The sequence below is a fragment of the Oerskovia flava genome, from assembly GCF_026163685.1.
GTDB lineage: Bacteria > Actinomycetota > Actinomycetes > Actinomycetales > Cellulomonadaceae > Oerskovia_A > Oerskovia_A flava.
Window position 1 is genome coordinate 722,566 of the sequence record NZ_JAOXSR010000001.1, and the last position, 19,012, is coordinate 741,577.

Consider the following 19,012-nt stretch of genomic DNA (forward strand, 5'->3'; position numbering starts at 1 on the left):
CGGACAGCGTAAGGAATCCTCACAGATGATCCACCCCGAGCCAGCGGAGCCCACCTCGACGACCCCGACCGCTGCGGCCGGGCCGGCCGCTCCGGCGGACCCGGCAACGACCACGGCAACGACCACGGCAGCGACCACGGCAACGACCACGGCAGCGGCCGCGGGACCGAGCCCGGAGGCTGCGCGCACCGCGATCCGCAAGGCCCGCGGGTCGCTGGCGCGCTACCGCGCGGCGGCGCTCGTCACCGGCATCATGCTCCTCGTCCTCGTCGTCGAGATGCTCCTCAAGTACGTCGTGTTCCGGTTCGTCGACGGGTCCGCCGTCCTGCCGTTCATCGAGTGGATCCCGTTCGCGCACGGGTGGATCTACGTCGTGTACCTCGTCACGGTGCTCGACCTGTGGACCAAGATGCGCTGGGGCTGGGGCCGCCTGGCGTCGCTGGTGTTCGCCGGCGTCGTGCCGGTCATGTCGTTCGTCCTGGAGAAGAAGGTCCACGCCGAGGCGGACGCCAAGCTCGGCGCGCTCGAGGAGCAGTACACCTGATGAGCGCCGCCCGTCGCGGCCCGGGGGAGCCGGGCAGCGCCTCGCTCGCACCGCTCGTCGAGCCACGGGCCGAGGACCTGTCGGTCGACGAGGTCGCGCGCTACGCCCGGCACCTGAGCCTGCCGGGCATCGGTCCGCAGGGGCAGCGCCGGCTGGCGGGCGCGCGGGTGCTCGTCGTCGGTGCGGGCGGGCTCGGCAGCCCCGCGCTGCTGTACCTCGCCGCGGCCGGGGTGGGCACGATCGGCATCGTGGACGACGACGTCGTGGACACCTCGAACCTGCAGCGCCAGGTGATCCACGGCGGGTCGGACGTCGGCCGGCCGAAGGTCACCTCCGCGACGGAGACGATCGCGGAGGTGAACCCGCACGTGCGGGTCGTCGAGCACGCGGTGCGCCTCGACGCCTCGAACGCGCTGGACGTCCTGGCGGGCTACGACGTCGTCCTCGACGGCGCGGACAACTTCGCGACCCGCTACCTCGTGTCCGACGCCGCGGAGATCAGCGGTATCCCGGTCGTCTGGGGCTCGATCTACCGGTTCGGCGGTCAGGTGAGCGTGTTCTGGGGCCGGCCCCGCCCCGCTCCCGGTGCGGTCGACGGTCCCGCCGGCGTGACCTACCGGGACGTCTTCCCGGAGCCGCCGCCGCCCGGTGCCGCGCCGGACTGCGCCACGGGCGGGGTGCTCGGCGCGATGTGCGGGACGATCGGCTCGGTCATGGCGACCGAGGCCGTCAAGCTCGTCACGGGGGCGGGCACGACGCTGCTGGGTCGCCTGGCGGTCTACGGCGCGCTCGACCTCACGTGGCGCCAGCTCACCGTCCGGCCGGACCCCACCCGGCCCCCCGTGACCGCGCTGCTCACCGGCGACGACGCGTACGCGGCGTTCTGCGGGGTCGCGGCCCCGGCGACCGCGGCGCCCGGTGAGGCGGACGCGGCGGGCGAGGGGCCGTCGTCGGGCCCGGGCGCGGGCCCGGCGGAGGTGGCGCGCCTGCTGGCGGGCGGGTCCGTGCTGCTCGACGTCCGCGAGGAGTGGGAGGCGAAGCTCGCGCCCCTGGCGGGCGCGCACGTGGTGCCGAGCGGACGGTTCGTCGGCGGCGAGGACGACGCCCGGGCCGCGCTGGCCGAGCTGGGCGACGTGGCTGACCTGACCGCCGACGGGCCGCTGCTCGTGGTCTGCGCCGCGGGCATCCGGTCGGCGCGCGTGGTCGAGGTGCTGCGCGCGGCCGGCGTCGACGCCCGCGACGTCCTGGGCGGCGCCCCGGCGCTCCGCGCCGCGCTGACCCCACGCCGAGAGAGAACCCCCGTTGCCGAGGTAGAACTCCAGTGACGTACTGGAGTTCTATCTCGGCGACTGCCGTTCTACCTCGGCCGTGGGCACGGGTGGGTTGAGGGGTGGGTCAGAGAGCGAGGTCCAGGTTTCCCGAGCCACGGGTCTGGCCGACGTCGGCCCTGCCCGCGAGCGGGGAGCTCGCCAGTGCGCCCTCGCGGCGGGGGATCCGCCCGGCGAGCGCAGCGTGCCAGCCCGCGCTGACCGCGAGCCGCATCGCCGTCGCCATCCGTACCGGGTCCTCGGCCCGGGTCACGGCGGTCGCGAGGAGGACGCCGTCGCAGCCCAGCTCCATCGCGTGCGTCGCCTCCGAGGCGGTGCCGATCCCGGCGTCGAGGATGACGGGCACCCGGGCCGCGTCCGCGATCGCGGCGATGTTGCGCGGGTTGAGGATCCCCAGCCCCGAGCCGATGGGTGCGCCGAGCGGCATGACCGCGGCGCAGCCGACGTCCTCGAGGCGGCGCGCGAGGATCGGGTCGTCGTTCGTGTAGGGCAGGACGACGAACCCGTCGCGGACCAGCTGCTCGGCCGCCTCGACGAGCCCGATCGGGTCGGGCAGCAGCGTCACGTCGTCGGCGATCACCTCGAGCTTGACCCAGTCGGTGCCGCACGCCTCGCGCGCGAGGTGCGCCGTCAGCACCGCCTCCCGGGCGGAGAAGCAGCCCGCGGTGTTCGGCAGGGCGCGGATGCCGAGGCGCTCGAGCATGTCCCAGACGTTCGCGTCACCCCCTCCGGCAGCACCGTCGGTCGCACCGTTCGCCGACCCGCCGGCGCGCACGGCGACGCGGCGCATCGCGACCGTCGTCAGGGCCGTCCCCGAGGCGACGAGCGCGTCGCCGAGCGTGAGGAGGTTCGCCGCGCCGCCCGTGCCCATGACCAGGCGTGAGCCGAGCGCGACCCCCGCGACGACGAGGGCGTCGTCGTCCGGCTCCGAGGGTGGGCCGCCGTGCGTGCCGTCCGTGCGCACCGCGCTCACCCGCCCTGCACCGCGGTGACGACCTCGACGCGGTCGCCCGGCGCGAGCGTCGTCGTCGCCCACGCCCCACGGGGCAGGACGGCGTCGTTGACGGCGACGGCCACGCCCTGCGGCGTGCCGTCGGCGACGAAGCGGGGGAGGAGGGCGGCGACGATCGACTCGATGTCGCGGCCGTCGCCGGTCGGGTGCGGCTCGCCGTTGACGAGCGCGGACGTGGTCTCAGGCATGCGGTTCTCCTGCGAAGGTCGGGCGAGGGTCGCTCGAGGGCGTGGCGTACGGGTCGGTGTGCCCGGGGTCGGTGCGCCCGGGGTCGAAGCGGCCGGGGTCGACGGCCGCGACGGACGCTGGCAACGGGCGTCCCGCGAGCAGGGCGTCGAGCGCGGCGGCGGTGAGGGGCGCGAGCAGGACCCCGTTGCGGTGGTGCCCGGTGGCGAGCACCAGGCCGGGCACGGCCGTCGGGCCGAGGAGCGGCAGGTTGTCCGGGGTGGTCGGGCGTCCGCGGGGCGTGACGTCGACGAGCGCGGCCTCGTCGATGCCGGGGACCAGGACGCGGGCGTCGCGCAGCAGGGCGAACACCCCGCCGGCGGTGGCGCGCCGGTCGTCGGGGCGTTCCTCGCTCGTTGCTCCGACGACGACCTCGCGGCGCCCGTCGGGTCCGGCGAGCCGGGGCACCACGTACACCGGGCGCCCCTGCACGATGCCGCGCACCACGTGCGCGAGGTCGAGGTCCGGGGCGTCGAGCCGCAGCGTCTGGCCCGTGACCGGGCGCGTGGGGGCGCCGATCTCGGGGAGGCCAGCCAGGAGCTCGCCCGTGCGCCACCCGGCGGCGAGCACGACGGTCGCGGCGCGGTGCGTCGTCCCGGCGTCGTCCAGCGCCCCCGTCACCGGTCCGCGGGAGCCGGACCGGGTGAGCCGCACCACGCTGCGCGGCACGACGGCGGCGCGCGGGTCCGCGTCGAGCACCCGCCGCAGCGCACGGTGGGTCGCGCGCGGGTCGACCTGGTGGTCACCGGGCGCCCAGAGGGCCCCCGAGAGGCGTGGGCCCAGCAGGGGTTCACGGCGCCGTGCGTCGGCGAGCGTGAGCTCGGTCGAGTCCAGCCCCCACCGGTGGTGCAGCGCGAGGACCCGGCGGGCGGCGACCAGGTCGTCGGCGTCGTAGGCGACGGTGAGGGTGCCGCACGCGCGCAGGGCGACATCGATCCCGGAGGCCGCCTCGAGCTCGGCGGCGAACGCCGGCCACAGCGCCGCCGAGTCCGTGCTCAGCCGCAGCAGGCGCGACTCACCGAAGTCCGCCTCGGTGACGGGGGCGAGCATCCCGGCGGCGGCGTGGGTGGCGCCGTCCCCGGGCGACGGGTCGAGGACCGTCACCGACAGCCCCGCGCGCAGCGCGCGCCACGCGGCCGTCAGCCCGATGATGCCGCCCCCGACGACGACGACGTCGCGGGACGATCCCGTGGCGGGCGTGGTGCTCGCAGGGTCGGGCACGTCCGACCGGTCCGGAGCGGACGGCAGGCCAGGATCCATGGGTGCTCCCTTCGCTGGCATGACCCAGATCAGGTTCGACGGTCGGCGCCCTGCGCCCTCTCAGCCCCGTGCTGGGGCTCCCGTGCTCCGCTCACCCTACATGCGACCCGCTGGCTAGACTCCGGCGGATGACCCCACCGCCCGGCCCCCGCGACCGCCTCGCCGACGCACGGCTCTACCTGTGCACCGACGCCCGTGAGGACACCGGCGATCTGGAGGGTTTCCTGCACGCGGCGCTCGCGGGCGGGGTGGACGTCGTGCAGCTGCGGGACAAGACGCTGGACGTCGCCCGTGAGCTCGAGCTCCAGGAGCTGGTCGCCCGGGTCGCGGACGAGCACAATGCGCTGTGGGCGGTCAACGACCGGGCCGACGTCGCGCAGCTGCTCGGTGCACCCGTCGTGCACATGGGGCAGGGCGACCTGCCGGTGCCGGCGGTGCGCACGCTCCTCGGTGCCGGTCCCGTCCTGGGCCGCTCGACGCACTCCGCCGCGCAGGCGGCGGCCGCCGAGGCCGACCCGGCGGTCGACTACTTCTGCGTCGGGCCGCTGTGGGCGACGCCCACGAAGCCGGGGCGGGCCGCCGTCGGGACCGGGCTGCTGCGCGAGGTCGCGGCGACGCGTCCCCGGACCCCGTGGTTCGCGATCGGCGGCATCGACGCCGAGCGGCTCGACGAGGTGCTCGACGCCGGTGCGCGCCGCGTCGTCGTCGTCCGCGCTATCACGCAGGCGGCCGATCCCGAGCGGGCGGCACGCGCGCTGCGCGACCGCGTGGTGGAGCGCGACTGACCGGGCGCCGTCGGGCACCTATCCTTGTCCCGTGACTTCCGCTCCCGACGCGACCACCGACGCGACCACCGGCCCGCCCACGCCCCGCCCCGTCCTCGTCGTCGACTTCGGCGCCCAGTACGCCCAGCTCATCGCGCGCCGTGTGCGCGAGGCGAAGGTGTACTCCGAGATCGTGCCGCACACGTTCTCCGTCGAGCAGATGCTCGCGAAGGACCCGGCGGCGATCATCCTCTCGGGCGGGCCGTCGTCGGTCTACGCGACGGGTGCACCGTTCGTCGACCCCGCCCTGTTCGACGCGGGCGTGCCCGTGCTCGGCATCTGCTACGGCTTCCAGGCCATGGCCAAGGCGCTCGGCGGCGACGTCGCGCAGACGGGCCTGCGCGAGTACGGCGGCACCGAGGTCGAGGTCTGCTCGGCCGGTGTGCTGCTGGCGGACACCCCCACGCACCAGACCACGTGGATGAGCCACGGCGACGCCGTGCACGCCGCCCCCGAGGGCTTCGAGGTGCTCGCGACGTCGTCGGGCTCGCCCGTCGCCGCGTTCGAGGACACCGGCCGGCGCCTCTACGGCGTCCAGTGGCACCCCGAGGTCAAGCACTCCGCGCACGGTCAGACCGTGCTCGAGCACTTCCTGTACGACGGCGCGGGGCTGGCCCCCGACTGGACCCCCGGCAACGTCATCGCGGACCAGGTCGCGGCGATCCGCGCACAGGTCGGTGACGCGCGCGTGGTCTGCGGGCTGTCGGGCGGGGTGGATTCCTCGGTCGCCGCGGCGCTCGTGCAGAAGGCGGTCGGCGACCAGCTGACCTGCGTGTTCGTCGACCACGGTCTGCTGCGCGCGGGCGAGGCCGAGCAGGTCGAGCGCGACTTCGTCGCGGCGACCGGCGTGCGGCTGGTCGTGCGCGACGAGCGGCAGCGGTTCCTGCACGCGCTCGCCGGGCACTCCGACCCCGAGACGAAGCGCAAGATCATCGGGCGTGAGTTCATCCGCGTGTTCGAGGATGCCGCGCGCGACGTCGTCGCCGAGGCGGGTGAGCACGGGGAAGAGGTGAAGTTCCTCGTGCAGGGCACGCTCTACCCCGACGTCGTGGAGTCAGGTGGGGGCGAGGGCGCGGCGAACATCAAGAGCCACCACAACGTCGGCGGGCTGCCCGACGACCTGCAGTTCTCGCTCGTGGAGCCGCTGCGGACGCTGTTCAAGGACGAGGTCCGCGCGGTCGGTCTCGAGCTCGGGGTGCCGGAGGAGATCGTCTGGCGCCAGCCGTTCCCCGGGCCGGGCCTCGGCATCCGCATCGTCGGCGAGGTCACGGGCGAACGCCTCGAGACGCTGCGCGCCGCCGACGCGATCGCGCGCGAGGAGCTGACCAAGGCCGGGCTCGACCGCGAGATCTGGCAGTGCCCCGTCGTGCTGCTCGCCGACGTCCGCTCGGTCGGGGTCCAGGGCGACGGTCGCACCTATGGCCACCCGATCGTGCTGCGGCCCGTGTCGTCCGAGGACGCCATGACGGCCGACTGGACGCGACTGCCCTACGACGTGCTCTCCGTCATCTCGACGCGGATCACCAACGAGGTCGCCGAGGTCAACCGGGTCGTGCTCGACGTGACGAGCAAGCCGCCGGGCACCATCGAGTGGGAGTGATCCCTCAGGCGCGGACGCGGCGGGCGTCGAACTCGTCGCGGGCGGCGACCGCGCGCTCGTAGGCCGCCATGGTGTCGGCGAGCACCGTCGGCCACGTCGTGGCCGGCGGTGTGCTGCGGTTGTGCGCGACGATCGAGTCGAGCAGCCCGTCCTCGGTCGCGAGCCGCACCAGCTCGTCGGACAGGGCGGCGTCGTCGTCGGCCAGCAGGCCGTTGACACCGTGCTCGAGGCACTCGGCGGCGCCCGACTGCGAGCGGCAGAGGATGGCGAGCCCGGCCGCCTGCGCCTCCTGGACGGCGACGCTGAAGGCGTCCTTGACCCCGGGGGCGAGGTAGACGTCGGACCGGGCGTAGAGCCGCTTGAGCTCGACCGGGCTCAGGCGCCCCGGCAGCGAGACCCGGTCGCGGATGCCGTGGCGCGCCACGAAACGGCGGGCGTCGTCGAGCTCCGGACCCTCGCCGGCGATCGTCACGTGCAGGGCGCGCGCGTCGACCCGCTCGCCGGCGTCGCGCACGGCCTCGAGCAGCGGCAGGACGCGCTTGCGCGGGTTGAACCGGGTCGCGGCGACGGCGTGCACCGCGGTCCCCTCCGCGCGATCGGCGCGCTCGGTGCGCGGTACGCGCCACGCGTCGAGGTCGACACCGTTGTGCAGGACGAGGACGGGCACACGGTCGCGCGCGATGCGTCGCAGCGGTGTCGCCGCGAGCTCGCTCACGGCGGTCAGCAGGATCGGCCAGCGCGTCCAGCCGACGAGGCGGTCGAGCAGGGCGTGGGCCGCGGCGTAGTGGCTGAGCACGCTGTGCAGCGTGAACACGGCAGGGATCCCGGCACGCACGACGGGCCGGAACGACGCCTGCGTGGTCGGGGCCAGGACCCCGGTGTGCAGGTGGACGACGTCGGGCTTGGTGTCCGCGAGCAGGTTCCGGACGTGGTGCGCGGGCCGAGGGTGCAGGGGCAGGTCACCCGGCACGCGCGCGGCGAGCCGGTGCACCGTCACGGGACCCTCGTGCTCGACGCTCAGTCCGTGGTCGCCCCGGGCGGCAGGGGTGGACGTGATGACGTGGACCTCGTGGCCCGCCGCGGCCTGTCGCTGGGCGAGACCGCTGACCTGGACCTCGATGCCGCCGAGGGAGGGCAGGTAGCTGTCGGTGATGTGGGTGATGCGCACGGCTGGATTCTCCCACCCTCGGCCGGGCGGGGCCTCACCCTGGACGGCATGGCGTGGCGGGCGTGACCGACACGGTGTGCCGCGAGGGCGTGCGGTGCCCGTTGTCGCTACCGTGAGGACATGGTTGGTACGACTGCGTGCCGGGCCAGACGGCGGACCGTGCCGTCCGGTGGTCGCCGGACGCGTCGACCGGGGTAGTCCGTCGAGGGGAAGGCACACCATGTCGAGCACCGTCACTGTCAGACCGGCCAAGGGGGCACGAGGCATTGGTCTCTTCGCCGTCATCGCCGGGATCGTCATGATTCTCGCCGGCGCGGCCACCTGGGTCGTCGTCGCCACGCAGCTCTCCGCCGAGAACATCACGGTGTCGGAGGACGCCTCCTTCATGGCGGGCCGGCACGTCAACGGCCCGCTCACCGCGTACGCCCAGGCGGAGATCATCAACGAGCACGCGCTGGAGGCGACCGGCGGTCAGACGTACGCCGAGCTCCCGCAGGACGACGAGCGGCGGGCGACCGTGATGAACGCCTCGTTCCTGCGTGCCTCGCTCTTCACCTCGGTCGTCGCGTTCGGCGTCAGCGCGCTCGTGATGGGGCTCGGCCTCCTCTTCCTCCTCGTCGGCATCGCGCTGCGGACGCTCGCGGGCGGGCCGTCCGTGGAGATCGGCACGTCGGACGACCTCACGTCCTCGGGCGACCTGTCCGACGCCTCCCGGCACCGGTCGCCCGCGCACGCCGCGCCGCCGGCACGACCGGCGGGCCCGTCCGTCCCTGCCGCACGTGCCACCCCCGCCGTCCCCGCTGCTGCCGCGGCCGGTGCTCCTGCCTCCGGGGCTGCGGACAGCACGTCGCCGACCTCCCCGGGAGCGGCGTCCACCTCGCCGGGTTCGACGGACGTCCGCGGCACGACCCCCACGGCACCCGGGGCGCCGGCCGCGCCGGGCACGACACCGGCTGCCGATGCCCGTGCGGCAGGTGTGGGCGAGGCCCCGACGGCTCACCCGGACGACCCGGGCGCGGCACCCGCTGCACCGGACGACGGGGCGGCGCCTCCGGACCGGCCGGCGCCCCCCGCCCGCTGATCAAGGTCGTCGCCGGTTCCTGCGGGCTCCGGCGACGACCGCTCCGACGAGCAGAGACACTCCCGCGAGCCCGAGCAGCGAGATCGCCGCGAGCTCGACGTCGATCTGCGCGCCGAACGAGATCGCGAGGACCCCGATCCCGATCGCCACGACGACGAAGCCCCAGACGACCGTGCCGACCCGCAGCGTGGACGGCGCCTTCGTCGCGGTGTGGGCCGTGGCCCCGTCGTCCCCGGTGGACGTGTCAGTGCCCACCGGTTCGTCGTCGGCCACCGTCTTGTCGGGAAGACCGGTCTCGGAGGCCGCCGGCGCCGCGTAGGTCGCCGGGGTCTCGATCGCCAAGGTCGGCTGGTCGGGTGTGTCGTCCTGCGCTCTGCCGCCCTCGGTGGGCAGGGGGACGGTGGGATGGTTGTCGCTCATGATTCCTCCGTGATGGTGACCTGGCCGGCGCCCGCCTCGATCTCGAGCCGCAGCGCGGGCGTCTGTCCGGCGTCGACCTCGTCGCTGGTGAACGTGGAGGGACGGGTGCTCACGCCGCTGGCGGTCTCGTCCCGGTCGACGAACCAGTGAGCCTCCCCGGCGAAGACCCGCACCTGTGCCTCCACCGCGGTGTCGGCGGGCACGATCACCGTCACGTCGCCCGCGGCGAGGTGGATCGGCACGGTGACCGTCTCGTCGTCGGGCACCGTGCTCAGGTCGAGCTCGGTGAGGTCGACCACGGGATCACCGAAGTTCACCGAGTAGCCCCGCTCCGCCTCGGCCACGGTCCGGACGGTGTAGGTGCCCTCGCTGACCCAACGGGTCGGTCCGTCGATCGTGGGGACGGCACGCCAGACGGCGAGCGGTGCGGCGACGAAGATGATCACCAGAACCGCGAGCGCGGTCAGAGCGCCGCCCGTGCGTCCTCGGAAGCCCGCCAGCACGATGCCGAGCCCGGCGAGCACGACGCTGGCGCCGATCCAGGTGAGGGCCACGGACGAGCCGACGAGACCCTGACGGTCCAGGAGCAGGAGGACGGCGGCGGTGAGGAAGCTCAGGCCGAGCACGATCCCGACGGTCGTCGCGCCAGGGCCGGGAGTGTTCGGAGCCGCAGGCTTCGTGGGCGGGGTGGGCGGCGGTGTCGCCCCTCGCTGCGCCCACGGCTGTGACGACTGCGGTGACCACTGCTGTGACGACTGCGGTGACCACTGCTGGGACGAGGCCGGGGGCGGAGCGTCGGCCGGTGCGTCGTCGGCCCCTCCCACGGGGGCGGTCGGCGGGTAGGTCGCCGGGCCGGTCGCGGCGGACCAGCCGTAGGGCGGGGGCGACGCGAGCGGAGCGGGCTGCGCCGGCGGGGCGGCCGGGCCACCGGACGGGTGCGGACGGTTGCCCGACGACGACGAGGTGCTGCTGCGCTGCGACACGAGCGTGATCGCGACGACGGCGACGGTCGCGACGGCGGCGAGCCAGAAGAGGCCGTTGAGCCATCCGAGTCCGAGCCGGTTCCACCAGGAGAACCAGCCGAAGCCCCAGTTGAGCCCGACGATGAACACGGCGATCGCACCCAGCATCGCGACGTCGAAGTTGCCGCGGAACGCCTCCTGGAGGTGGATCCTGCCGTCGCGGCGCTCGGGCAGCAACGCCCAGGCCAGCCCGTACAGCACGATGCCCGCTCCCGAGACGAACAGCGAGACGAAGAGCAGCCCGCGCACGAGGAGCGGGTCGATCCCGAACCTGTCGGCGACCCCTGCCGCGACGCCGCCGACCCAGCGGTCGTCCGACCGGCTGATCCCGGCACGGCGAATCCGGTCGAAGAAGCCGTCGGCTCCGTCGAGGCGTACCTGGAACGGCGGCTTCTGCTCACCGTGCCAGCCCTGGTTGCCTCCCGTCGGGTTCGGGCCGGCCGGTCCTGTCGGCCCGGTCGGCCCTGCATGGTCGTGGGACCGCATGGGGTCGGGGCGGTCAGGCCCGTGGGCCGTACCGGTGGTGTCGTCGGTGGCGCCGCCCGACCCGAGCGGCGGCTGGTTCTCGGTGCTCATACGTCCATGCTGGCCCTCGGCCGGGCGCGGCGGTATCCGGGACCACCCCTGAGCGGACCCTGAACCTGCACGCCCGCGACCCTGAATTCCGGGGTCGGGGTGCACCCGGAGGCTCTCGTCGTGTGACGATCGGAGCGTGACCTCGACCTCGCCGGCCCCCGGGCCCACGGCCCCACCGCGCCTTCCGCTGCGCCGTCCCGAGGACGGACGCTGGGTCGGCGGGGTCTGCCAAGGCCTGGCCGCGCACCTCGGCCTGCCCGTGCGGATCGTGCGGCTCATCTTTGCCGGGCTCGGCCTCGCCGGGGGAGCGGGCGTCGCCCTCTACGTCTTCTTCTGGGTGACGGTGCCGACGGGCGACCCCCTCCGGGCGGCCGACGACGCCCGGCCCGTGGCGCTGCGGCGCCTCGCCCCGCGCCTCGAGAACGGCGCGGCGCGGATCCCCGTGCGGGACGTCGCGGTGGGTGTCGTGCTGCTGAGCGGCGCGGCCCTCCTGGTCGCGTCGCGGGCCGGGGTCGACGTCGAGGTGTCGTGGGTGATACCGGTGCTCCTCGCCCTCGCGGGCACGGCTCTGGCGTGGAGCCAGCTCGACGCCGCGGAGCGCGGACGCTGGCTCTCGCGGGCGGGCGGACGCACCCCCGGCGGTGTGCTCCGGCTGGTGGGCGGGATCTTCCTCGTCCTTGTCGGGGTGCTGCTCCTCGTCGGCCAGGACGCCCCGATGTCGTCGATGGTGCGGGCGACGGTGGCCGCGCTCGCGGTGCTCGCGGGCGCGGCGATCGTCCTGGCGCCGTGGTGGCTGCGTCTCGTGCGCGAGCTGGGGAACGAGCGCGCGGCGCGCGCCCGGGAGGCGGAGCGGGCAGACATCGCGGCGCACCTGCACGACTCCGTCCTGCAGACGCTTGCCCTCATCCGGTCGCACGCCGATCACCCGGACACCGTGGCGCGCCTCGCTCGCGCGCAGGAACGCGAGCTGCGCGAGTGGTTGTACAACGACAGGCCGTCTCCTGGTACGTCGCTCGCCGCGGAGCTGCGCGGCCTGGTCGGCGAGGTGGAGGACGGCATCGCGCTGCGCCGCAACGGGAACGGTGAGAGCACCGCGGGCGTCGGGGCGGTGGTGATCGACACCGTCGTCGTCGGTGACTGCGTGCCGACCGAGGAGACCACGGCCTTGCTGCAGGCGACGCGCGAGGCGCTCGTCAACGCCGTCGTCCACGGGCGGCCGCCCGTCTCCCTCTATCTCGAAGTCTCCGACGACGCGGTGCAGGTCTTCGTCCGGGACCGGGGGGACGGCTTCGCGATGGACGAGATCGCACCCGACCGGTTCGGCGTCCGCGAGTCGATCCTCGGTCGGATCACCCGTCGGGGCGGTGAGGCGACCGTGGAGAGCCGCGCCGGGTGGGGCACCGAGGTGCGCCTGCGTGTGCCGCGCGCCGCGAACGGGCAGGATGGGGACCACGGCGCCCGGCCGACCGGTTCCTGGCCGCCCGCCGCCCGCGCAGGAGCCCGGACCGCGACCCGACCCGACCAGGAGCACGCGTGACCACGACCCCCGACCCCGTCCCCGCGGGACAGCCGTCCGGTGCAGTGACCGGTGCAGTGACCGGTGGTCCGGTCGCCGTCGTCCTCGTCGACGACCACCACATGTTCCGCACGGGGGTCAAGGCAAGCCTCGACGAGCGGGTCGACGTCGTCGGCGAGGCGGCCGACGTCGACTCGGCGGTGGCGCAGGTCCGCCGGCTCCGACCGCCCGTGGTGCTGCTGGACGTCCACCTGCCCGGCGGCGACGGGGGCGGTGGCGCGGAGGTCATCTCGCGCTGCACGGACCTGCTGGCCACGACGCGGTTCCTCGCGCTGTCGGTGTCCGACGCCGCGGAGGACGTCGTCGCGGTGATCCGTGCCGGCGCCCGGGGGTACGTGACCAAGGCGATCTCGGGGCCGGACCTGTCGGCCGCCGTCGTGCAGGTCGCGGGCGGCGACGCGGTGTTCAGCCCTCGTCTCGCGGGCTTCGTCCTCGACGCGTTCGGAACCGGTGCTGCGGACGTCGCGGTGCGCGACGACGAGCTCGACCGGCTCTCGGCCCGTGAGCAGGAGGTCATGCGCCTCATCGCCCGCGGGTACAGCTACCGCGAGGTCGCCTCGGAGCTGTTCATCTCCATCAAGACGGTCGAGACCCACGTGTCGGCGGTGCTGCGCAAGCTGCAGCTGTCGTCCCGGCACGAGCTCACGCGCTGGGCGGCTGCCCGCCGCCTGCTGTAGCGCGCGCGGCTCAGGCCTCGAAGACCTGACCTGCCGCGGGCAGGCCCTCGACCACGTCGGTGGGGACGGCACCCCGCGCGCGCGTGGGGTCGGTGTCGTCGAGGATCGTCGCGTCCTCCCACCGGAAGGGGATGCCCGCCGCTCGGAGGGGTCGGGCGCGGTCCATGAGCTGGACGTGCAGGTGCGGCTCGGAGGTGTTGCCGGAGTTCCCCACCTCGCCGAGCACGTCGCCGGCGCGGACCGCGTCGCCCACGGCGACGCGCGCGCTGCCCCGCCGCAGGTGCGCGTACAGGCTGAACACCCCGTCGCCGTGGTCGAGGACGACGTGGTTCCCGACGACGCCGCCCGGCCCGACGAGGTCGCGGAACGACTCGACGGTCAGCAGGTAGACGATCGCGGGCCACGAGGTGCGGGCGCGGTGGTCACGCCGCCACGAGGAGGCGGTGACGACCGTGCCGTCGGCGACGGCGTGCACCGGTTCGCCGAACGAGGAGAACGTCTCGGGCCGGCGGGAGCCGCCCGTCCAGCCGAGGGTCGTGGCGGCGCCGGCCGGGCTGGGGTGCAGGACGTCGATCGCGTACGTCTGTCCGTACGCCCGGATCCCGTGGCTGGGGACCGCGTCGGCGGGACTGTTGATCGCGGTCCACCGGCCGCGGACCGGGCTCGCCACGCCGACGGGGTCGTGGTCCGTCCGGGGCGGGCGGACGAACGCGAGCGCGAGGAACAGCGCGGGCAGGACCATGCCCGTGGCCGAGGGGGCCTCGACCACGACGGCGCCGACCACGGCGAGGACGAAGAGCCAGAACCACAGGGGCATGAGGCCGGCGACGCCGCGGCGCAACGACGCGACGGGGGCGGTGCGGGCGGTCGTCGTGGTCATCGCAGTCCTCCGAGGATCGTCGTGAGCAGGGGCACGAGGCGCTCGGGCGGGATGACGAAGACGCCGCCCGGCCGGGTGCGGAGCCATCCCGCCGCCTGGAGCTGCTTGAGGTGGTGGTAGACCTGGCCGGTCGAGCCCGCGCCGACCTCCTCGGCGAGCTCGCGCGCGGCGCGCGGGGCGTCCGCGACGGCCCGCAGCAGCGCGAGCCGGACGGGGTGGCCGAGGGCCGCGAAGACGTCGGCGGCGTCGTCCCACGCGAGCGCGAGGACGTCGTCGGTCCCGAGACCGTACTGCCACCGGGCGCCCTGGCCACCCGGCAGGGTCACGTCGCCGACGATCATCACCGCACCCGTGCCGTCGGGGCGCCCGGTCCGGGCCTGCAGGCCCTCGAGGGCCCAGAAGGTGTCGTCCGGCGGTGGGTGCGGCGACGCCGGTGACGGGTCGGCGGCGTCGTGTGCGGCGGTGTCCCGGGCCTCCTGCTCGAGGCGGGCGACCCGCTCCTCGAGCACGCTCAGTCGCTGCGTGAGCTCATCCATGAATCCAGAATAATGGAATTACGGAATCCGTCGACTCAGCCGGTGTGCGCCGCCCAGGCGGGGGAGAGGCGCACGACGTCGCCGACGACGGTCACGGCCGGCGGCCGGACCCCTGCCTCCCGGGCGCGGTCGGCGATCGTCGCGAGGGTCCCGACCGTCGCGCGCTGGCGCGGGCCGTAGCCGTCCTCGACGACCGCGACGGGTGTGGCGGGCGACCGTCCGGCCGCCACGAGCGCGGCGGCGGTCTCCGCGAGGCGGGACACGCCCATGAGCAGGACGACCGTGTGGTCCGGGGCCGCCGGCACCGTGCCGACGTCCTCGTGCCCGGTGAGGACGGTGAAGCCGCGCGAGACACCACGGTGCGTCACGGGGATGCCGACCGCCGCGGGCACGGACACCGCCGACGTCACGCCCGGCACGACCTCGACGGGGATCCGGTGCTCCTCGCACGCGGCCAGCTCCTCGCCGCCGCGGCCGAACACGTAGGGGTCGCCGCCCTTGAGCCGCACGACGGAGCGTCCGGCGAGCGCGTGGTGCACGAGGATCGCGTTGATCTCGTCCTGCGGCACGGGGTGGTGCCCGGGCGTCTTGCCGACGTCCACGACGACGACGTCGTCGCCGAGCTCGGCCAGCAGACCCCGGGGGCCGAGCCGGTCCACGACGACGACGTCCGCCTCGGCGAGCAGGCGGCGTCCGCGCGCGGTGATGAGGCCCAGGTGTCCCGGTCCGCCGCCCACGAGCGCGACCCGGCCGAGCGGGCGCACGTCCGCGTCGGGCTGCGGACCGGCCGGACGCACACGGCGCAGCGGGAGATCGCCCGCGGCCAGCGCTGCCGCGACCGCGTCGCGCACCCGCTGGGCCCGCCGCGGGTCGCGGCCGGCGTTGACGGCCACCACGACCTCGGCCGGAGACCCGTCACCGTCGGTCTCGCCCGCGAGCGTGGTGCGGGCGACCGCGGGCACCCAGGCGGTCCCCGCCGCCGCGTCGCCCGCCGTGACGCAGAGGATGCGGTCGGCCTCGGCGTCCTGCGCGACGAGCGCGTCGACAGCGCGGTCGCCCGTCGCGGTGTGCACGACCCAGGCGCCGTCCAGGTCGCCCGTGAGGTACTCGCGCCGGACCCAGGTCACGGCGCCCTGCGCGACGTGCTCGGCGAGGTCCTCGCAGACGAACGGCGCGACGACGGTCACGTGCGCGCCCGCCGCGAGCAGGCCGCCTGTACGGCGCGCCGCGACCGGGCCGCCACCGACGACGACGGTGCGGCGGCCGGCGAGGCGCAGGCCCAGCGGGTAGAGGGTGGGGTTCTGCTCGTCCACGGTGCTCAGCCTCCCGACCGGATCGTGGCGGCGGTTCGGCGGCGGCTGAGCCAGGAGGACCTGTTCGCGGGGGCGGGGTCGGCCGCGAGGCCGCGCCGGCGCAGCATGGCCTTCTCGACGGGGGAGAAGAACAGCAGCTCGATCGCGATGCCGACGACCAGGATCAGCAGGATCGCGACGAAGACGATCGCCATGTCGGACAGCTCGCGGCCCTGCTGCAGGAACGCGCCGAGGCCGAACCCGATGGACCCGCCCACCGCGATGATCTCCGCGGCCATGAGGGAGCGCCACGAGAACGCCCAGCCCTGCTTGAGGCCCGCGAGGTAGCCGGGGAGCGAGGCGGGCAGGATGACGTCCTTGACCATGGTGATGCGCCCGGCGCCGAGGACGTGCCCGACCCGGCGGTACAGCGGCGGCACCTGGTCGACGCCCGCGACGATGCCGTTGATGATCGACGGCACGGCGCCCATGAGGATGACGAAGTAGACGGTCGCGTCCGACAGCCCGAACCAGATGATCCCGGCGGGGACCCAGGCGACCGACGGCAGGACCTGGAGCCCCGTGATGATCGGCCCGAACGTCACGCGGACCCAGCGCACGCGCGCCACGACGATCCCGAGAGGCGTGCCGATCGCGACCGCGGCGAGGAAGCCGAGGACTCCCCGCGACAGGCTCGTGGCGAGCGCCTCCCACAGCGCCCCGCTGGCGGCGGCGCGGGCGATCGCCTCGCCGACCTCCGCAGGCCCGGGGATGACGTACACGGGACGGATCTCGAGCCAGACGACAACCTGCCAGACGGCGAGCAGGATCACCACCGCGAGCAGCGGCGGGTAGGCGGCGGCGAGGACGGCACGGCCCCGGCTGCGGGTCGAGCCGGACACGGTCTGCAGCGCGTCGAGACCGGCCTCGAGGTCGCTGATGGTGTCGGTGTCGGTGCTCGCGCCGGCCGCCGTCGACGTCTCCCGCGCGCGGGTCGGGGAATCAGTGGGCATGGCGGCGGATCTCCTCGCGCAGGTCGTTCGTGATCTCGATCGCGAGCCGCGACACGTCGGGCGCCTCGATACGGCGCTCGCCCGTCACGTCGACCCGCCACTCGCGGGCGATGCGACCCGGCCGCGACGACATGAGCAGCACACGCTGCCCGAGCCGCACGGCCTCGCGCACGTTGTGCGTGATGAACACGACGGTGCGGCCGGTCTGCTTCCAGATCCGCTCGAGCTCGTCGTGCAGGAGGTCGCGGGTGATCGCGTCGAGCGCCGCGAACGGCTCGTCCATGAGCAGCACGTCGCGCTCCTGGGCGAGGGACCGGGCGAGGGCCACACGCTGGCGCATCCCGCCCGAGAGCTCGTGCGGGCGCTTGTCCGCGGCGCCGTCGAGACGCACGAGGTGCAGCAGCTCGGCCGCTCGCCCGCGGCGCTCGCCGCGGGGCACCCCGCGCAGCTTGAGCGCGAGCTCGACGTTGCGCGACGCGGTGAGCCAGGGGAAGAGAGCCGGCTCCTGGAACATCAGCGCCGAGCCGGACCCGCCGACCACCACCTCGCCCGCGGTCGGGTCCTGCAGTCCCGCGACGATGTTGAGCAGCGTCGACTTGCCGCAGCCCGACGCGCCGAGCAGGCACACGAACTCACCGGGCGCGATGTCGAGGTCGATCCCGTCGAGGACGGGTGCGCCCGCTGGGGCGAACCGCTGCGTGATGCCGCGCAGCCGCACGCCGCCGGACTCCACGGCGCCGGACTCCATGATGCCCGGGGTCGCGACGCCGGCAGTCGCGCTGCCGGTGGGGGAGGTGGTGGTCGACACGGTCTACTCCTGGCCCAGGCCGGCCGCCGAGACGGTCGCCAGGCCCTCGTCGGTGAGCACCTCGTTGAGGATGCGCAGGTCGTAGATGCCGTCGAGGTCGGCCTCGGTGGTGGTCCCGGCGGTCACGCCGTCCTCGAGCAGGGTCTGGAGCGTCCCGGCGAGCGGGTCGATCGTGAAGGTGATGTTCGAGAACGCGCGGTCGAGGACGGCGTCGGACAACGGCTTGCCGGCGATCTTCTCGATCTCCCCGTTGACGAGGGTCTGGGCCTCGTCGGGGTTCTCCTCGATCCACGCGAGCGCCGCGAGCTCGCCCCGGATCAGCGCCTCGACCGTCTCGGGGTGCTCCTCGAGGAAGTCGGTCCGCACGACGAGATGCGTGGTGAGGAACTCGCCGCCCTCCCACAGGTCCTTCTCGTCGACGAGGACCTCCGCACCGGCGTCGAGCACGAGGCGCGACGCCCACGGCTCGGGCAGCCACCCGCCGTCGAGCTCGCCCGACTGGAACAGGGCGAGGGACTGAGCGTTCTCGGTGGGCGTCACCGCGACGTCGCCACCGCCCTGGATGTCGTTGGCGAGGCCGTTCTCGGTCAGCCACGCACGCAGCGCGACGTCCTGGGTGCCACCGAGCTGCGGGGTCGCGAGCGCGGAGCCCGCCAGGTCCGCGGGGCTCTCGATCCCGGGCCGGACCACGAGCTGGGCGCCGCCCGACGTCGAGCCCGCGACGATGCGCACCGCCTCGCCGTTCGACTTCACGAAGTTGTTGATCGCCGGGTTGGGGCCGATGAACGTCGCGTCGATCGCGCCCGCGTTGAGCGCCTCGATCGCGGCCGGGCCCGCGTTGAAGACCTGCGTGGTGAGCTCCGTCTCACCGAGCGCCTCGGCCACGTGGCCACCCGCGACACCGACGACCGCCGGGGCGTGCGTGACGTTGGCGAAGTACCCGAGCCGGAGCGAGTCGTCGTCGGACGAGGCGGCCGACGTGCCGGTCGAGCACGCGGCGAGCACACCGAGCAGGGGCAGGACGACGAGGGCCGCGGCGGCCCGGGACGGGAACAGGGACGGACGTCGGGACGGACGGGGTGCGGTGCGTTCGGTCATGGCTTCTTCCTGAGGGCCGGGAGGGAGTGGACGGCGGCACGCCGACCGGCCGTGCACGACCTGACGAACGCG

The 19,012-nt window shown here is 74.7% G+C and carries 19 protein-coding genes and 1 riboswitch; of the genes, 7 read left to right on the top strand and 12 right to left on the bottom strand.

Features of this window, described 5'->3' with window-relative positions:
• Window positions 1–25: 25 nt before the first annotated feature.
• Together OHL10_RS03195 and OHL10_RS03200 are read left to right on the top strand one after the other, a co-directional pair.
• Window positions 26–544: a DUF3817 domain-containing protein gene (locus OHL10_RS03195; protein WP_322645513.1), complete on the top strand. Its 519-nt coding sequence runs from the start codon at window positions 26–28 to the stop codon at window positions 542–544.
• The gene (locus OHL10_RS03200; protein ID WP_265520702.1) at window positions 544–1,869 is read left to right on the top strand and encodes a ThiF family adenylyltransferase; all 1,326 of its coding nucleotides are present in this window, start codon (window positions 544–546) and stop codon (window positions 1,867–1,869) included. The genes OHL10_RS03195 and OHL10_RS03200 overlap by 1 nt, the downstream gene beginning before the upstream one ends.
• Window positions 1,870–1,939: 70 nt before the next feature.
• Here the strand turns inward: OHL10_RS03200 and OHL10_RS03205 are convergent, their stop codons facing one another.
• The 3 genes from OHL10_RS03205 to thiO all read right to left on the bottom strand — a co-directional run bounded on the left by OHL10_RS03205 (window position 1,940) and on the right by thiO (window position 4,369).
• Window positions 1,940–2,743 carry a thiazole synthase gene (locus OHL10_RS03205; RefSeq protein WP_425498950.1) on the bottom strand — a complete coding sequence of 268 codons (804 nt, stop codon included), beginning with the start codon at window positions 2,741–2,743 and terminating at the stop codon, window positions 1,940–1,942.
• A 98-nt stretch (window positions 2,744–2,841) separates the two neighbouring features.
• Entirely contained in the window at window positions 2,842–3,072 is a 231-nt protein-coding gene (thiS, locus tag OHL10_RS03210) for a sulfur carrier protein ThiS (protein WP_265520703.1), read from the bottom strand.
• Entirely contained in the window at window positions 3,065–4,369 is a 1,305-nt protein-coding gene (thiO, locus tag OHL10_RS03215; RefSeq protein ID WP_265520704.1) for a glycine oxidase ThiO, read from the bottom strand. Before thiO ends, thiS begins: the two co-directional genes overlap by 8 nt.
• A riboswitch (TPP riboswitch) is annotated at window positions 4,359–4,463 on the bottom strand. (Overlaps the previous gene by 11 nt.)
• Window positions 4,464–4,497: 34 nt before the next feature.
• Between thiO and thiE the strand changes: the two genes are divergently transcribed.
• Window positions 4,498–5,154, top strand: coding sequence for a thiamine phosphate synthase (thiE, locus tag OHL10_RS03220; protein WP_265520705.1), 657 nt, complete (start codon window positions 4,498–4,500; stop codon window positions 5,152–5,154).
• Between the two features lie 31 nt (window positions 5,155–5,185).
• Entirely contained in the window at window positions 5,186–6,793 is a 1,608-nt protein-coding gene (gene guaA / locus OHL10_RS03225) for a glutamine-hydrolyzing GMP synthase (RefSeq protein ID WP_265520706.1), read from the top strand.
• Between the two features lie 4 nt (window positions 6,794–6,797).
• Here the strand turns inward: guaA and OHL10_RS03230 are convergent, their stop codons facing one another.
• Complete coding sequence (locus tag OHL10_RS03230; protein ID WP_265520707.1) at window positions 6,798–7,961, bottom strand: glycosyltransferase family 4 protein; 1,164 nt, start codon at window positions 7,959–7,961, stop codon at window positions 6,798–6,800.
• A gap of 220 nt (window positions 7,962–8,181) precedes the next feature.
• Here OHL10_RS03230 and OHL10_RS18615 point away from each other — a divergent pair, with 220 nt between their 5' ends.
• The gene (locus OHL10_RS18615; RefSeq protein WP_322645514.1) at window positions 8,182–9,042 is read left to right on the top strand and encodes a hypothetical protein; all 861 of its coding nucleotides are present in this window, start codon (window positions 8,182–8,184) and stop codon (window positions 9,040–9,042) included.
• Here OHL10_RS18615 and OHL10_RS03240 read toward each other — a convergent pair whose 3' ends face one another.
• Together OHL10_RS03240 and OHL10_RS03245 are read right to left on the bottom strand one after the other, a co-directional pair.
• Window positions 9,043–9,462, bottom strand: coding sequence for a hypothetical protein (locus OHL10_RS03240; protein WP_265520708.1), 420 nt, complete (start codon window positions 9,460–9,462; stop codon window positions 9,043–9,045).
• A complete protein-coding gene (locus OHL10_RS03245; RefSeq protein WP_265520709.1) occupies window positions 9,459–11,060 on the bottom strand; it encodes a PspC domain-containing protein in 1,602 nt (533 codons plus the stop codon). The genes OHL10_RS03240 and OHL10_RS03245 overlap by 4 nt, the downstream gene beginning before the upstream one ends.
• A gap of 136 nt (window positions 11,061–11,196) precedes the next feature.
• Here OHL10_RS03245 and OHL10_RS03250 point away from each other — a divergent pair, with 136 nt between their 5' ends.
• Together OHL10_RS03250 and OHL10_RS03255 are read left to right on the top strand one after the other, a co-directional pair.
• Window positions 11,197–12,597, top strand: a complete 1,401-nt coding sequence (locus tag OHL10_RS03250; RefSeq protein ID WP_265520710.1) for an ATP-binding protein — start codon at window positions 11,197–11,199, stop codon at window positions 12,595–12,597.
• A gap of 44 nt (window positions 12,598–12,641) precedes the next feature.
• Window positions 12,642–13,313, top strand: coding sequence for a LuxR C-terminal-related transcriptional regulator (locus tag OHL10_RS03255; protein WP_425498952.1), 672 nt, complete (start codon window positions 12,642–12,644; stop codon window positions 13,311–13,313).
• A 10-nt stretch (window positions 13,314–13,323) separates the two neighbouring features.
• On the opposite strand, the gene OHL10_RS03260 is transcribed toward OHL10_RS03255, so the two are convergent.
• The 6 genes from OHL10_RS03260 to OHL10_RS03285 all read right to left on the bottom strand — a co-directional run bounded on the left by OHL10_RS03260 (window position 13,324) and on the right by OHL10_RS03285 (window position 18,940).
• The gene (locus tag OHL10_RS03260; RefSeq protein ID WP_265520711.1) at window positions 13,324–14,193 is read right to left on the bottom strand and encodes a M23 family metallopeptidase; all 870 of its coding nucleotides are present in this window, start codon (window positions 14,191–14,193) and stop codon (window positions 13,324–13,326) included.
• Window positions 14,190–14,729 carry an ArsR/SmtB family transcription factor gene (locus OHL10_RS03265; RefSeq protein ID WP_265520712.1) on the bottom strand — a complete coding sequence of 180 codons (540 nt, stop codon included), beginning with the start codon at window positions 14,727–14,729 and terminating at the stop codon, window positions 14,190–14,192. The genes OHL10_RS03260 and OHL10_RS03265 overlap by 4 nt, the downstream gene beginning before the upstream one ends.
• Window positions 14,730–14,764: 35 nt before the next feature.
• Window positions 14,765–16,042 carry a uroporphyrinogen-III C-methyltransferase gene (gene cobA / locus OHL10_RS03270; protein ID WP_265520713.1) on the bottom strand — a complete coding sequence of 426 codons (1,278 nt, stop codon included), beginning with the start codon at window positions 16,040–16,042 and terminating at the stop codon, window positions 14,765–14,767.
• A 5-nt stretch (window positions 16,043–16,047) separates the two neighbouring features.
• Window positions 16,048–17,034 (bottom strand): ABC transporter permease, encoded by a 987-nt coding sequence (locus tag OHL10_RS03275; protein WP_265520714.1) that lies wholly within the window; start codon window positions 17,032–17,034, stop codon window positions 16,048–16,050.
• On the bottom strand, window positions 17,024–17,782 hold the full coding sequence (locus OHL10_RS03280) for an ABC transporter ATP-binding protein (RefSeq protein ID WP_265521010.1): 759 nt from the start codon (window positions 17,780–17,782) through the stop codon (window positions 17,024–17,026). Before OHL10_RS03280 ends, OHL10_RS03275 begins: the two co-directional genes overlap by 11 nt.
• 63 nt (window positions 17,783–17,845) lie before the next feature.
• Window positions 17,846–18,940: an ABC transporter substrate-binding protein gene (locus OHL10_RS03285; RefSeq protein WP_265520715.1), complete on the bottom strand. Its 1,095-nt coding sequence runs from the start codon at window positions 18,938–18,940 to the stop codon at window positions 17,846–17,848.
• Window positions 18,941–19,012: the final 72 nt, after the last annotated feature.

Coding starts and splice junctions, on each gene's coding strand:
- OHL10_RS03195 (WP_322645513.1), top strand. CDS start 26: ATGATCCACCCCGAGCCAGCGGAGCCCACCTCGACGACCCCGACCGCT.
- OHL10_RS03200 (WP_265520702.1), top strand. CDS start 544: ATGAGCGCCGCCCGTCGCGGCCCGGGGGAGCCGGGCAGCGCCTCGCTC.
- OHL10_RS03205 (WP_425498950.1), bottom strand. CDS start 2,743: ATGGGCACGGGCGGCGCGGCGAACCTCCTCACGCTCGGCGACGCGCTC.
- thiS (WP_265520703.1), bottom strand. CDS start 3,072: ATGCCTGAGACCACGTCCGCGCTCGTCAACGGCGAGCCGCACCCGACC.
- thiO (WP_265520704.1), bottom strand. CDS start 4,369: ATGGATCCTGGCCTGCCGTCCGCTCCGGACCGGTCGGACGTGCCCGAC.
- thiE (WP_265520705.1), top strand. CDS start 4,498: ATGACCCCACCGCCCGGCCCCCGCGACCGCCTCGCCGACGCACGGCTC.
- OHL10_RS18615 (WP_322645514.1), top strand. CDS start 8,182: ATGTCGAGCACCGTCACTGTCAGACCGGCCAAGGGGGCACGAGGCATT.
- OHL10_RS03240 (WP_265520708.1), bottom strand. CDS start 9,462: ATGAGCGACAACCATCCCACCGTCCCCCTGCCCACCGAGGGCGGCAGA.
- OHL10_RS03245 (WP_265520709.1), bottom strand. CDS start 11,060: ATGAGCACCGAGAACCAGCCGCCGCTCGGGTCGGGCGGCGCCACCGAC.
- OHL10_RS03260 (WP_265520711.1), bottom strand. CDS start 14,193: ATGACCACGACGACCGCCCGCACCGCCCCCGTCGCGTCGTTGCGCCGC.
- OHL10_RS03265 (WP_265520712.1), bottom strand. CDS start 14,729: ATGGATGAGCTCACGCAGCGACTGAGCGTGCTCGAGGAGCGGGTCGCC.
- OHL10_RS03275 (WP_265520714.1), bottom strand. CDS start 17,034: ATGCCCACTGATTCCCCGACCCGCGCGCGGGAGACGTCGACGGCGGCC.
- OHL10_RS03280 (WP_265521010.1), bottom strand. CDS start 17,782: ATGGAGTCCGGCGCCGTGGAGTCCGGCGGCGTGCGGCTGCGCGGCATC.
- OHL10_RS03285 (WP_265520715.1), bottom strand. CDS start 18,940: ATGACCGAACGCACCGCACCCCGTCCGTCCCGACGTCCGTCCCTGTTC.